Source organism: Stenotrophomonas testudinis (assembly GCF_024499815.1).
In the GTDB taxonomy this organism is placed as follows: Bacteria; Pseudomonadota; Gammaproteobacteria; order Xanthomonadales; family Xanthomonadaceae; genus Stenotrophomonas.
Genome location: NZ_JAMOKY010000062.1, coordinates 1 through 12,622 on the forward strand (window position 1 = coordinate 1; position 12,622 = coordinate 12,622).

Consider the following 12,622-nt stretch of genomic DNA (forward strand, 5'->3'; position numbering starts at 1 on the left):
TGGTGCGCCCGGAGAGATTCGAACTCCCGACCGCCTGGTTCGTAGCCAGGTACTCTATCCAACTGAGCTACGGGCGCGCGGTACACAATCAATTTTGTTACTACATTTTACTGCATCTTCCAGCGGCGGATGCTGGAAGCCTGTCGAGTGGTGCGCCCGGAGAGATTCGAACTCCCGACCGCCTGGTTCGTAGCCAGGTACTCTATCCAACTGAGCTACGGGCGCCCTGCGACAGGAGCGGAATTATGCGGATGTCGGCGGCTGTCGTCAACGCTTTTGTGAAAATTTTCATTCAACTGAATGAAAAAGCTTTCAGCCACGGCGTCCGGGGCTTTCATCCAGGCGAAGTGATCGGCGCGCGTGCCCAGTTCCTGCGCGGACAGCACGCGCATGCGTGAGGCCACATTCGGCAGCTTGGCCAGCAGCGCCTGCATCGAACCGGGCGGCGCGAACCAGTCGTCGGCCATCAGCACCGCCTGCGCGCTGCCATGGATGCGTGCCAGCTGCGCATCGAGGTCTTCGTCCAGGCCCACGGCGGCGTAGTGGTTGTTCAGGCCCACCCGCGCCCAGTCGGCGATCAACCCGCGTGCTTCGCTGCCGCCAAAGCCAAGGCGACGGCCGTGCAGCACACCCTGGCGACGTGCGATCCACGGCAGGAAGCGGTAGAACAGCGGCAGCAGCCAACCGCGCGGGGGCGGGAACACGCGCCAGAACGGCGTGCCGCTGGCCGCCAGCCACAGGCGCTGGAAACGATCCGGATTGCGACCGGCATGCAGGCAGGCCAGCTGCCCGCCCAGGCTGTGCCCGCCAACGATCCAGGGCAGGGCGCTGCCCGCGTCGTCTTCGTGGCCCAGCACGGTCTGGCTGGCCGGCAGATCCTGTTCGAGGATCTCGCGGTAACCCCAGTCGGCCGTGCGCGAGGGACGCAGTGAACTGCTGCCGTTGCCACGCCACTCATGCAGGTAGACGGCGATGCCACGCGCTGCCAGCGCCTGCGCAAGCGGCAGGTAGTGGCGTGCCGCCACGCCCAGTGCCGGCAGCCACAGCAGGCGTGCCAGCGGCTGTGCAGGCACGCAGGCGATGATCTCGTAGCGGTGGCCATCGCCGCTGTCCACGGCGATCGTGCGCGGCGCAGCGCTCATGCGTGCGGTGCCGCGCCGAAGTGATCCAGCACCAGCACTTCGCTGCGGCCGGGCGCGTAGCCCTGCTGCAGGCCGCGTGCCACGTAATCGATGCCGGCCTCGCAGGCATTGGCCAGGCTGAGCCCGTTGCACAGCTGGGCAGCAATGGCCGAGGCCAGCGTGCAGCCGGTGCCGTGCGCGTCCAGCGGCAGCCGTGCATGGATGAATTCCTCGCTGCTGACGCCGTCGAAGTAGCGGTCGAACACCCGGTTGCCTTCGTGCAGGTGGCCGCCCTTCAGCAGTACCGCGCCGGCACCCATGGCGAGCAGCGCGGCGGCGGCCTGCTCGGCGTGGTCGGCGTTGCCGATGCTGCGGCCGACCAGCAGTTCGGCCTCGGGGGTGTTGGGAGTGATCAGCGTGGCCAGCGGAATCAGCCGTTCGCGCATCGCCTGCAGCGCGCTGTCTTCCAGCAGGCGTGCGCCGCTGGTGGCGACCATCACCGGATCGAGTACCACGTGCGCGGGGCGGCGCTGTTCGAGCACGTCGGCGACGGTGTGAATGACTTCGGCATTCGCCAGCATGCCGAGCTTCACCGCGTGGATGTCGAAATCATCGAAGCAGGCATCCAGCTGCGCGCGCAGGAAGGCGACCGGGGGGACGTGCACGGCGGTGACGCCGCGGGTGTTCTGTGCAGTCAGTGCGGCGATGGCGGACAGGCCGTGCACGCGATGCGCGGCGAAGGCCTTCAGATCGGCCTGGATACCGGCGCCACCGCCGGAATCGGAGCCGGCGATGGTGAGGGCGGAAGCGGGAGTGGTCGGGCTCATGCCTCGATTGTGCCGTGGTCCCGCAGGGGAAGGTAGATCCACGCCATGCGTGGATGCCCTGGGCTCAATGCCGCCAGCGCGCCCATTGCTGGTACATCACATACACGATGCCGGTCAGGCCGGTGAGCAGGGCGGGGGCGAGCAGGGCGTCGTAGCGGAAGTGCATGAACAACCACGCGCCAACGATGCCGCCGCCGAGGAAGCCGCTGATGATCAGCCCGCTCAGGGTCAACCGGCGCACCTGCAGCGGCAGGCCGCGCAGCAGATGGCCCAGGCCGATGCCGAGGTCGGTGAACATGCCGCTCAGATGGGTAGTGCGTACCACCGCGCCGCTGAAGGTGGTGGCCATCGCGTTCTGCAGGCCGCAGGCCATGGCCGCGGCCAGTGCGCCCCAGATCTGCTGCTGTTCGAACAACGGAATGGCCACCAGCAGCAGCGCCGATTCGATCGCCAGGGCCACGCCGTAGCGCCGGCCCAGTTGCAGGGTTTCGGCCTGGATCAGCAGGCCGCTGAGCATCGCGCCCAGCGAGAAGGCGACCAGCAGGCCCCACAGGTGGCCGACCGCGCGCCAGTCACCCTGGACAATCGCCATGCCCAGCTGGCTGGTGCTGCCGGTCATGTGGCTGACCGCCTGGTGCTCGAAGCCCAGGAAGCCCACCACGTTGACCATGCCGGCCACGCTGGACAACGCGACCGCACCGATCCAGACCCAGGTGGGCAGGCGGATTCCCATGCCGCCGCCTCAGGGCGACGGCACTTTGCCGCCGTTGAACTGCAGGTCGCTGAAGCTGCCGGTGGCCGGGTCGTACACCGCCCCCCAGAACTGCCGGCCGCCATCACACACGCGGATCGCTTCGCGCGCCGGATTGGTGCTGGCATCTTCCGGCAGGTGGAAGGCGTTGATGTAGATAAGCTGCCGGCCGCCACTTTCGATGCCCACGTACTGGCGGTCGAAGTCCCGTACGTGCGGCACCTGTGCTTCCAGCGAGGAGAGCTTCGCTTCCATCTGGTCCACCTGCTGCCGGCTCGGCGCCCAGTAGCCGCTCACCCGCCCGGCCTCGCGGCCGGGGCTGGTGCGCGAGCAGGTGTCCAGCACCTGCGCGGCGATGACGGGGCGGGTGACCACCCACGATTGGCCGGTGCGCTCGGCGGTCGGCACGCTGGCCGGGCCGCGCGTGGTGGTGCACGCACCCAAGGCGGCTGCGAGGGTAATCGCAGCCGTGGGCAGCAACAGGCGGGTGCAACGGTTCACAACACCTCCGAAGCGTAATCGGCCAGGCGCGAACGCTCGCCTCGGCGCAGGGTGATGTGCGCACTATGCGGCCAGTTCTTGAAGCGATCCACCGCGTAGGTCAGGCCCGAGGTGGTCTCGGTCAGGTACGGGGTGTCGATCTGCTCGACGTTGCCCAGGCAGACGATCTTGGTGCCGGGGCCAGCACGGGTGATCAGCGTCTTCATCTGCTTCGGGGTGAGGTTCTGCGCTTCATCGAGGATCAGGTAACGCGACAGGAACGTACGCCCGCGCATGAAGTTCATCGAGCGGATCTTGATGCGGCTGGCCAGCAGGTCATTGGTGGCCTGGCGGCCCCAGGTGCCGCCTTCCTGGTTGTGGGTCAGCACTTCCAGGTTGTCGGTCAGTGCGCCCATCCACGGCGTCATCTTTTCTTCTTCGGTACCCGGCAGGAAGCCGATGTCCTCGCCCACGCTCACCGTGGCGCGGGTCATGATGATCTCGCGATAGCGCTGCTGGTCCATCGTCTGCGCCAGGCCGGCGGCCAGTGCCAGCAGGGTCTTGCCGGTGCCGGCGGTGCCTAGCAGGGTGACGAAGTCGATCTCCGGGTCCATCAGCGCATTGAGCGCGAAGTTCTGCTCGCGGTTGCGCGCGCTGATGCCCCACACGGCGTGGCTGCCGTGGCGGAAATCATCGACCAGCGACAGCACCACCTTGCCATCGCCGACCACGCGGCTGACGCGCAGCTCGACCTCGTCTTCGCCGGGCAGGTAGACGTACTGGTTCGGGTACCACTCCTCGCCGTCCTGGGCGAGGATTTCGTAATGCGTGCGGCCCTTGTCGCTCCAGCTGCGCAGGTCCTCGCCGTGGCGCTTCCAGAAGTCTTCCGGCAGCTCGGTGGCGCCGGTGTAGAGCAGGCTGAAATCATCCAGCGCGCGGTCGTTCTCGTAATCCTCGGACACGATACCGGCGATGGCCGCCTTGATCCGCAGGTTGATGTCCTTGGAAACGAACACCACCGGCAGGTCCGGAGTTTCTTCCTTCAGCGCCAGGATCGCGCCGAGGATGGCGTTGTCCGGGATGACCTTGCCGAAACTCTTGCCCGCGTCGAAATGGCTGGTCTGGAAGCGCAGCTTGCCGGCGCTCTGCTTGCCGCGCAGCTGCAGGCCGTTGGGACGTTCAAGCGGAATGCCGTCGGCCAGGTTGTCCAGGCCCGATTCCTGCACCAGCTCATTGAGGAAGCGGCTCACCTGGCGGGCGTTGCGGCTCGCTTCGGAGGTGCCCTTCTTGCCGTTGTCCAGCTCCTCGATCACCTGCATGGGCAGGTAGACGTCATGTTCCTCGAACTTGAACAGCGCGGTGGGATCGTGCATCAGCACGTTGGTATCCAGCACGTAGATGCGCTTGCCTCGGGTCATCGTCATTTCCTGGTTACGGACAGGGAAAAACCACCACGACCTGCTGCAGGGCAGGGTGGTGGCGGACACAGTGGGCGTTGGAACTCACTTGGATTGGGCGGCCTTCAGTTCGGCAAGCACGGCGTCGGCATGGCCGGCGACCTTGACCTTGCGCCAGGACTGCACGAGTTGGCCGTCGGGAGAAATCAGGAAGGTGCTGCGTTCGATGCCGCGTACCTGCTTGCCGTACATGTTCTTCATCTTGATGACGTCGAAGGCGGTGCACAGCGCTTCGTCGGCATCACTGACCAGCGGGAAATTGAATCCCTGCTTGGCGCAGAAGTTGTCGTGGGATCTGACAGAGTCGCGGGAGACGCCGAGCACGACCGCGCCGGCCTTCTTGAACTCCGGCAGCAGCGCGTTGAAGTCGATGCCTTCGGTGGTGCAGCCGGGCGTGCTGTCCTTCGGGTAGAAGTACAGCACCAGCCACTGGCCGGCGTAGTCGCCGAGGGTGGACTGGTCGCCGCCGGACAGCGCCAGCGGCAGGGAAAGGGTGATGCTGTCCAGGGTATCGCCGTTGTTCATGAGGTCCTTCTGTCGAGCCTGGGTTGTTTCTACGACAATTGCATGAAACGCCACGCGCCCGTGAGAGGCGCGCGAAAATCCGCACGTCCGATCAGAATTTCATCGGGTCCATGATCGCGTCCAGGTTCAGGTGGTCGCAGAACTCAAGGAAATCGTCGCGCAGCGCGGCGATGTGCATGTTGGCCGGCACGCCGATGGTGACCTGCGCGCTGAACATTTCAGCACCGGTCTGCATGGCGCGGTAACGCGTGCTCTGCAGGGTCTCGATGGTGATGCCCTGGCGGTCGAAGAAATCGGCCAGCTGGAACAGGATGCCGGGCTTGTCGGCGGCGATCACTTCGACGATGTACGGCAGCAGGTTGGACTGCGCCTGCTTGGCCTCGGTGCGGTACCAGACCAGCTTCAGGCCTTCCTCGCGCTCGAGCCGGGTCAGCATCGCTTCCAGCTTGGCGACCGAATCCCAGGAGCCGGTGGCCAGGGCGGTGACCGAGACATCGCGGCCGACCGTGGCCAGGCGCGCGTCCACCAGATTGCAGCCGCTGTCGGCGATGCGGCGGGTGACGGACAGCAGGGGGGACTCCGGATGCGTCGTGTAGGCGTTGATCAGGAGGTGGTTTTCGCTCGGCGCGGGGCGCGGGGTGGTGTCGGTCAAGGCGATTCCGGGTAATGCAAGGCGTGAGTCTGAATGCCCGCCGGGGGCGGGAATCCACCGGTGTCCAGCATACTTGCCCGTGCTTTCGCGCCGCAAGTAACATTCAGGTGCCCCCGGCCTGTCGTGGCGGGCGTTTTCCCTCCCCAGCCAAGAGCAGCACGTCCTTGTCCCTTTCTGGCCTCATCACTGCGCTGGCGACCCCGTTCCGGGCCGACGGCTCCCTCGACCCCGACGGTTGGCAGCGCCTGCTGCACCTGCAGCTGGAGGGCGGCGTCCAAGGCATCGTCGTCGCCGGCTCGACCGGCGAAGCCGCCACCCTGTCCGATGCCGAATACGACCAGCTGCTGGCCAGCGCGGTCGAAACCATCGCCGGCCGTGTCCCGGTCCTGGCCGGCACCGGCCTTTCGGGCACCGCCAAAACCATCGAGCAGACCCGCCGCGCCGCCGCGCTCGGCGCCACCCACGCCCTGGTGGTGACCCCGCCGTACGTGCGGCCCACCCAGGCCGGCCTGATCGCGCATTACCGCGCCGTGGCCGACCAGGGCGGCCTGCCGGTGGTGCTTTACAACGTGCCGGGCCGCACCGGCTGCGACATGCTGCCGGAGACCGTCGCCGAGCTCGCCAGCCACCCGGACATCGTCGCCATCAAGGAAGCGGTGGGCGACCTGGGGCGCGTGCAGGCCCTGCTGGCCCTGGCCGGTCCGGAGTTCGCCGTGCTCAGCGGCGATGACGGCACCGCCGCCCGCTCGATCCAGGCTGGCATGGCCGGTCTGATCTCGGTCGGTTCCAACGCGCTGCCCGGTGCCTACCGCCGCATGTGCGCGCTGGCCGCCGCCCACGAACATGACGCCGCCGAAGCCTGGGATGCGCGCCTGCAGCCGTTCCATGATTTCTGCGGCGTCGAGCCGAACCCGATCCCGGTCAAGGCGCTGCTGCGCCGCATCGGCATCGGCCATGACCTGCGCCTGCCGCTGCTGCCGCTTTCGGCCGCACACCAGCCCGCGGCCGACCATCTCGCCGGCGACATCGCCGCCCTTGAAGCCCTTTCCAGCCACTGACCCTTTGTCGTGGCCTGATCCAGGAGATCCACATGCGTCAATCCGTTTCCACTGTCCGCGTGCTGTCCTACGCCCTGCTTGCCGTCGCCGTGGCTGCCGGTACCACCGGTTGCTTCAAGCGCGGCGCCAAGGGTGATTACGCCCTGGCTCCCGAAATGCGTCCGCTGGAAGTGCCGCCGGATCTGAACGTCCCGGCAGGCGCCGGTGGCAACCAGGTGCCGGCGCTGAGCTCGGCCACCAAGCCGGCGGCTCCGGCTGCTCCGGCCGCCGCTGCCGCCCCGGCCGCTGGCAACAGCGGCTTCACCATCCCGGGCAGCAAGGAAGAGGCCTTCGGCAAGGTCGGTACCGCGCTGGAAGGCGTCGAAGGCGTAACCATTGCCAGCCGCGCGCAGCTGCTGGGCTCCTACGACGTGGCCTATGAAGGCAGCAACTTCCTGGTCCGCGTGGTTGCCGTCGATGCCGGTGCCTACATCTCCGCGGTCGACCCGCGTGGCATGCCGGCCACCGCCGAAGCCCCGGTGAAGCTGATTGCCGCACTGAAGGCGAAGCTGGCGCAGTAAGCGCCGGTGAAGGTTCCGCCGGGCATGGCCCGGCGCTACCTTTTGCTCTGGTAGACGCCAACCTTGGTTGGCTCCACCCACAAAAAGGGCGCCGCAAGGCGCCCTTTTCGTTGCCGCAACAAGCGCTTGTCAGCGCTCCAGCAGCGGCAGCTTGTCCGGCTTGCCGTCCCACTCGCCGGCATCGGCGGGCGGATCCTTGCGCACTGTCAGCACCGGCCACTCCTTGGCGAGCTCAGCATTGAGGCCCACGAACACTTCCTGGCCGGCCGGGACATCGTCCTCCGGGAAGATCGCGTTGACCGGGCACTCCGGCTCACAGAGGGTGCAGTCGATGCACTCGTCCGGGTCGATCACCAGGAAGTTCGGGCCTTCGTGGAAGCAGTCCACGGGGCACACTTCCACGCAATCGGTGTGTTTGCACTTGATGCAGTTTTCGGTGACGACAAAGGGCATAAGGGGGGAGGCAGATCCGTCTTCAAGCGCACAATTCTAGAACAGGTTGAACGCGCGCGCTGCCGTTGGACGCACCGGCGCCCTGCGCGCTGACGATTCTGCACAGGCGGCAAGGGCATGCGGCCACTGCGCAGCGGCACTTTGCGGCACTGCACATTGCCAAGCTGGGGACGCCCCCGGCAGACTCGATGTCCATCGGTGGACATCTGGCGGTGAAGCAGTGCGGATCGCAGGGACGGGCATGGCATGAGCGTGTATCTGGGCATCGACGCCGGCACGCAGAGCGTGAAAGTGATCGCCTACGACGCGGCGGTACGCACGGTGCTGGCGCAGCAGGCGCGGCCGCTGGAACTGGCGGCGACGGCCGATGGGGGCCGCGAACAGAACGCCGCCGACTGGGTGAAGGCGCTGGTCGAGGCGATCCAGGCCCTGCCGGGGCCGGTGCGGGCGCGGGTGCGCGGGCTGGCGGTGTCCGGCCAGCAGCACGGTTTCGTCCCGCTGGGCCGCGACAACCGCGCGCTGGGCCCGGTCAAGCTGTGGTGCGACACCAGCACCGGCGCCGAATGCGACGCGATCACCGCCGCCATGGGCGGGCCTGCGGCCTGCATCGCCGAGGCAGGCAACGACCTGCGGGTGGGCTACACGGCCTCCAAGCTGCGCTGGACCCGGCAGCACCGGCCGGAGGTGGATGCCGCGCTGGATGGCATCGCCCTGCCGCACGACTACCTGAATCTCTGGCTGACCGGCAAGCGTTTCATGGAGGCCGGTGACGCCTCAGGCACCGGTTGGCTGGATGTGCGCCGCCGCACCTGGTCGCCGGCGATGCTGGCCGCCACCGACGCGCGGCGTGACCTGGCCGCACTGCTGCCGCCGCTGGTCGGTCCGGAACAGGGCTTCAGCCTGCTGCCAGCGATCGCCGCGCTGCTGGGGCTGCCGGCCGATACCCGCGTGGCAGTCGGCGGCGGCGACAACATGATGGCGGCCATCGGCACCGGCGCGGTGCGCGAGGGGCGGCTGAGCATGAGCCTGGGCACCTCGGGCACGCTGTTCGCCTGGCGCGCCACGCCCTGCGTGGATGCGCAGGGGCGGTGGGCCGCGTTCTGCGCCTCCGATGGCGGCTGGCTGCCGCTGATCTGCACGATGAACTGCACGGTTGCCACCGGCCAGACGGCCGCATTGCTGGGGCAGTCGCCGGAGCAGTGCGAAACCCTGCTGGCGCAAAGCGCGCCTGGCGCCGATGGGCTGGTAATGCTGCCGTTCTTCAACGGCGAGCGCAGCCCGGACCTGCCGCTGGCACGGGGCGCCCTGCATGGGCTGGACCTGCACAACCTGACCCCGGCCAACCTCTACCGCGCCGCGATGGAAGGTGCCAGCTACAGCCTGCGCCTCGGCTACGACGCGCTGGTTGAAGGCGGCCTGCGCGGGGAGCGCCTGGTACTGACCGGGGGCGGTGCCCACAGCCCGGCCTGGCGCCAGATGATCGCGGACCTGTTCCAGCTGCCGGTGGTCGTGCCGGTGCAGGCCGAAGGCGCCGCCTTCGGTGCCGCGCTGCAGGCGCTGTGGCTGTGCGAAGGGCAGGGCCAGGCGCTGGCCGACCTGGTCGATGCGCACCTGCAGTTCGACCCCACCCTGGCCGCCCAGCCCGATCCCACCCGCGCGGCCGCTTACGAGGCCGGTTACCAGCGCTTCGTCCACCACCTGCAGGCGTTGACCCCGCTGTTCCAGCAGCGCCTGCCCTGATCCCGAAGAAGGAAGCATCGTCCATGGCAACCCCGTTCCATGTAGGTCAGCGTGAGTACTTCCCCGGCATCGGTCGCATTCCCTTCGAGGGCCGCGACTCCGACAACCCCCTGGCCTTCAAGGTCTACGACGCACAGAAGCAGATCGGCGGGCGCAGCATGGCCGAGCACCTGCGCTTTGCGGTGGCCTACTGGCACAGCTTCTGCGGCGCCGGCCAGGATCCGTTCGGGCCGGGCACCCGTGCCTACCCGTGGGACCACGGCGATACCGCGCTGGCCCGTGCCGAGGCGCGCTGCGATGCCGCCTTCGAGTTCTTCACCAAGCTGGGCGTGCCCTACTGGTGCTTCCATGACGTGGACCTGGCGCCGGACGCGGAGGACATCGGCGAGTACCGCGCCAACCTCGCGCACATGGTCGAGCTGGCCGGCCAGCGCCAGCAGCAGACCGGCATGCAGCTGCTGTGGGGCACGGCCAATCTGTTCTCGCATCCGCGCTACATGAACGGTGCGGCCACCAATCCGGATTTCGCGGTGGTGGCGCGCGCGGCGGTGCAGGTGCGTGCGGCGCTGGAGGCCACCGTGGCGCTGCGCGGCAGCAATTACGTGTTCTGGGGGGGCCGCGAAGGCTATGCCTGCCTGCTCAACACCGACATGAAGCGCGAGCAGGCGCATCTGGCCCGGTTCCTTGCTGCCGCCCGCGACCACGGCCGCAGCATCGGCTTCCAGGGCACCTTCCTGATCGAGCCCAAGCCGATGGAGCCGATGCACCACCAATACGACTTCGACAGTGCCACCGTGGTCGGCTTCCTGCGCGAGCACGGGCTGGACGGCGATTTCAAGCTGAACATCGAGGCCAACCACGCCACCCTGTCCGGGCATACCTTTGCCCACGACCTGCAGGTGGCCGCCGATGCCGGCCTGCTGGGCAGCATCGACGCCAACCGCGGCAACCCGCAGAACGGCTGGGACACCGACCAGTTCCCGACCGACCTCTACGACACCGTCGGCGCCATGCTGGTGGTGCTCCGGCAGGGCGGGCTGGGCCATGGCGGCCTGAACTTCGATGCCAAGGTGCGCCGCGAGTCGACCGACCCGCAGGACCTGTTCCTGGCCCATATCGGCGGCATGGATGCGTTCGCCCGCGGCCTCGAAGTGGCCCATGCGCTGCTGCAGGCCTCGCCGCTGGAGTCGTGGCGGCGCGAGCGCTATGCCAGCTTCGACCACGGCCCGGGGCAGGCGTTCGCCGCCGGCCAGCTCAGCCTGGACGACCTCTGCGCCCACGCCCAGCAGGCCGGCGAACCGCACCAGCGTAGCGGCCGGCAGGAAGCCTATGAGAACCTGCTGAACCAGTACCTGCTGCGCTGAGCGGCCGGCCCACCTCTTTCGCGGAAGACCCAATGTCCACAGCGATTCCTGCAAACGCCGGCACGCGCGGCGAAAACACTGCCTTCATCGTCCTGATCAGCTGCGTGGCCACCCTCGGTGGCTTCCTGTTCGGCTTCGACAGTGGCGTGATCAACGGCACGGTCGACGGCCTGCGCCAGGCGTTCAATTCCAGCGAGGCGGCCCTGGGCTTCGAGGTGGCATCGATGCTGCTGGGCTGCGCGATCGGTGCGTTCGTGGCCGGGCGCCTGGGTGACCTGCTGGGCCGGCGCAGCGTGCTGATCATCTCGGCGGTGCTGTTCCTGCTGTCGGCGCTGGGTGCCGGCGCGGCGCATGCCTCGTGGCTGTTCGTGGCCGCGCGCATGGTCGGCGGCTTTGCGGTGGGTGCGGCCAGCGTGATGTCACCGGCCTACATCGCCGAAGTGGCCTCTGCGCGCTACCGCGGCAAGCTGGCCACGGTGCAGCAGATGGCGATCATCAGCGGCCTGTTCGCGGCGTTCCTCAGCAACTTCCTGCTGGCCCGCGCGGCCGGTGCCTCCACCGAGGTGCTGTGGCTGGGGCAGGAGGCGTGGCGCTGGATGTTCTGGATGCAGGCGATTCCGTCGCTGCTGTTCCTGGTGCTGCTGCTGGCGATCCCGGAAAGCCCGCGTTTCCTGGTCGCCAAGGGCCGCCAGGCGCAGGCCGAGGCGGTGCTGGTGAAGCTGTACGGCGCGGCCGAGGCCCGCACCAAGCGCAGCGAGATCGAGGGCAGCCTGGCCCAGGACCAGCACCGGCCGAGCTTTGCCGACCTGAAGGACAAGGCCACCGGCCGCCTGCGCAGCATCGTCTGGGTGGGCATCGGCCTGGCGGTGCTGCAGCAGCTGGTGGGCATCAACGTGGTGTTTTACTACGGCGCGGTGCTGTGGCAGGCGGTGGGCTTCTCGGAGAACGATGCGCTGCTGATCAACGTGCTGTCCGGCGCGCTGAGCATCGGTGCCTGCCTGGTGACGGTGCTGCTGATCGACCGTATCGGCCGCAAGCCGCTGCTGTGGGTCGGTTCGGTGGGCATGGCCATTGCGCTGGCGCTGATGGTGGTGGCCTTTGCCAGCGGCAGCCTGGTCGATGGCCGGTTGCAGTTGTCCGACGGCATGGGTCGGCTGGCGCTGGTGGCCGCCAATGTCTACGTGGTCTTCTTCAACATGTCGTGGGGCCCGGTGATGTGGGTGATGCTGGGCGAAATGTTCCCGAACCAGATCCGCGGCTCGGCGCTGGCTGTGGCCGGCGCGGCGCAGTGGACGTCGAACTTCGCCATCACGGTCACCTTCCCGATGCTGCTGGCCGGCATCGGCCTGGCCGGCGCCTACGGCATCTATACCGTTGCCGCCTTCCTCTCCATCTTCTTCGTGGTGCGCTACGTGCGCGAAACCAAGGGCAAGGAACTGGAGCAGATGGAAGGCTGACGGCAGGCCCGCGTTTCAGCGCCTCCTTTCTCCGTGGGGGAGGCGGCAGGCGAGCCGATCCAGGACACGCCCCCCCCCCCCCACCCCCCCCCCCCCCGCGCCCCCCGCCCCCCCCCCCCCCCCCCCCCCCCCCCCCCCCCCCCCCCCCCCCCCCCCCCCCCCCCCCCCCCCCCCCCC

General features: G+C 68.2%; 13 protein-coding genes and 2 tRNA genes. 5 read left to right on the forward strand and 10 right to left on the reverse strand.

The features are described from left to right. The 9 genes from NQ204_RS19065 to NQ204_RS19105 all read right to left on the reverse strand — a co-directional run bounded on the left by NQ204_RS19065 (position 1) and on the right by NQ204_RS19105 (position 5,813). Positions 1-77, reverse strand: a tRNA-Arg gene (locus NQ204_RS19065). A 71-nt stretch (positions 78-148) separates the two neighbouring features. Further along, positions 149-225 (reverse strand) — tRNA-Arg (locus NQ204_RS19070). Then, positions 216-1,142 carry an alpha/beta hydrolase family protein gene (locus NQ204_RS19075; RefSeq protein ID WP_256644661.1) on the reverse strand — a complete coding sequence of 309 codons (927 nt, stop codon included), beginning with the start codon at positions 1,140-1,142 and terminating at the stop codon, positions 216-218. Before NQ204_RS19075 ends, NQ204_RS19070 begins: the two co-directional genes overlap by 10 nt. Further along, positions 1,139-1,948, reverse strand: a complete 810-nt coding sequence (gene thiD, locus NQ204_RS19080) for a bifunctional hydroxymethylpyrimidine kinase/phosphomethylpyrimidine kinase (protein WP_116864968.1) — start codon at positions 1,946-1,948, stop codon at positions 1,139-1,141. Before thiD ends, NQ204_RS19075 begins: the two co-directional genes overlap by 4 nt. Before the next feature lie 64 nt (positions 1,949-2,012). Further along, complete coding sequence (locus tag NQ204_RS19085) at positions 2,013-2,681, reverse strand: YoaK family protein (protein ID WP_256644662.1); 669 nt, start codon at positions 2,679-2,681, stop codon at positions 2,013-2,015. 9 nt (positions 2,682-2,690) lie between these two features. Then, positions 2,691-3,200 (reverse strand): hypothetical protein, encoded by a 510-nt coding sequence (locus NQ204_RS19090; protein ID WP_116864966.1) that lies wholly within the window; start codon positions 3,198-3,200, stop codon positions 2,691-2,693. Then, entirely contained in the window at positions 3,197-4,597 is a 1,401-nt protein-coding gene (locus tag NQ204_RS19095) for a PhoH family protein (RefSeq protein ID WP_079221478.1), read from the reverse strand. The genes NQ204_RS19090 and NQ204_RS19095 overlap by 4 nt, the downstream gene beginning before the upstream one ends. An 84-nt stretch (positions 4,598-4,681) precedes the next feature. Then, complete coding sequence (locus NQ204_RS19100) at positions 4,682-5,161, reverse strand: peroxiredoxin (RefSeq protein WP_116864964.1); 480 nt, start codon at positions 5,159-5,161, stop codon at positions 4,682-4,684. A gap of 91 nt (positions 5,162-5,252) precedes the next feature. After that, on the reverse strand, positions 5,253-5,813 hold the full coding sequence (locus NQ204_RS19105) for a glycine cleavage system transcriptional repressor (protein ID WP_025879444.1): 561 nt from the start codon (positions 5,811-5,813) through the stop codon (positions 5,253-5,255). Between the two features lie 164 nt (positions 5,814-5,977). Here NQ204_RS19105 and dapA point away from each other — a divergent pair, with 164 nt between their 5' ends. Both dapA and NQ204_RS19115 read left to right on the forward strand, forming a co-directional pair. Next, complete coding sequence (gene dapA / locus NQ204_RS19110) at positions 5,978-6,871, forward strand: 4-hydroxy-tetrahydrodipicolinate synthase (RefSeq protein WP_116864963.1); 894 nt, start codon at positions 5,978-5,980, stop codon at positions 6,869-6,871. Between the two features lie 32 nt (positions 6,872-6,903). Next, positions 6,904-7,431, forward strand: coding sequence for a hypothetical protein (locus NQ204_RS19115; protein ID WP_108768502.1), 528 nt, complete (start codon positions 6,904-6,906; stop codon positions 7,429-7,431). A 129-nt stretch (positions 7,432-7,560) separates the two neighbouring features. On the opposite strand, the gene fdxA is transcribed toward NQ204_RS19115, so the two are convergent. After that, on the reverse strand, positions 7,561-7,884 hold the full coding sequence (gene fdxA / locus NQ204_RS19120) for a ferredoxin FdxA (RefSeq protein WP_079221482.1): 324 nt from the start codon (positions 7,882-7,884) through the stop codon (positions 7,561-7,563). A 246-nt stretch (positions 7,885-8,130) separates the two neighbouring features. On the opposite strand from fdxA, the gene xylB reads away from it, so the two are divergent. From xylB to NQ204_RS19135, 3 genes are read left to right on the forward strand one after another with little or no spacing between them, the layout of a single operon-like run. Further along, on the forward strand, positions 8,131-9,624 hold the full coding sequence (gene xylB, locus NQ204_RS19125; protein WP_256644663.1) for a xylulokinase: 1,494 nt from the start codon (positions 8,131-8,133) through the stop codon (positions 9,622-9,624). Between the two features lie 23 nt (positions 9,625-9,647). Then, positions 9,648-10,988, forward strand: a complete 1,341-nt coding sequence (xylA, locus tag NQ204_RS19130; protein WP_256644664.1) for a xylose isomerase — start codon at positions 9,648-9,650, stop codon at positions 10,986-10,988. Between the two features lie 32 nt (positions 10,989-11,020). Then, positions 11,021-12,445, forward strand: coding sequence for a sugar porter family MFS transporter (locus NQ204_RS19135; protein WP_116864960.1), 1,425 nt, complete (start codon positions 11,021-11,023; stop codon positions 12,443-12,445). The last annotated feature ends 177 nt before the right edge of the window (positions 12,446-12,622 follow it).

Bases quoted from the DNA above. Each gene is read 5' to 3' on its own strand.
- NQ204_RS19075 (WP_256644661.1), bottom strand. From the start codon at position 1,142: ATGAGCGCTGCGCCGCGCACGATCGCCGTGGACAGCGGCGATGGCCAC.
- thiD (WP_116864968.1), bottom strand. From the start codon at position 1,948: ATGAGCCCGACCACTCCCGCTTCCGCCCTCACCATCGCCGGCTCCGAT.
- NQ204_RS19085 (WP_256644662.1), bottom strand. From the start codon at position 2,681: ATGGGAATCCGCCTGCCCACCTGGGTCTGGATCGGTGCGGTCGCGTTG.
- NQ204_RS19095 (WP_079221478.1), bottom strand. From the start codon at position 4,597: ATGACCCGAGGCAAGCGCATCTACGTGCTGGATACCAACGTGCTGATG.
- NQ204_RS19100 (WP_116864964.1), bottom strand. From the start codon at position 5,161: ATGAACAACGGCGATACCCTGGACAGCATCACCCTTTCCCTGCCGCTG.
- NQ204_RS19115 (WP_108768502.1), top strand. From the start codon at position 6,904: ATGCGTCAATCCGTTTCCACTGTCCGCGTGCTGTCCTACGCCCTGCTT.
- fdxA (WP_079221482.1), bottom strand. From the start codon at position 7,884: ATGCCCTTTGTCGTCACCGAAAACTGCATCAAGTGCAAACACACCGAT.
- xylB (WP_256644663.1), top strand. From the start codon at position 8,131: ATGAGCGTGTATCTGGGCATCGACGCCGGCACGCAGAGCGTGAAAGTG.
- xylA (WP_256644664.1), top strand. From the start codon at position 9,648: ATGGCAACCCCGTTCCATGTAGGTCAGCGTGAGTACTTCCCCGGCATC.
- NQ204_RS19135 (WP_116864960.1), top strand. From the start codon at position 11,021: ATGTCCACAGCGATTCCTGCAAACGCCGGCACGCGCGGCGAAAACACT.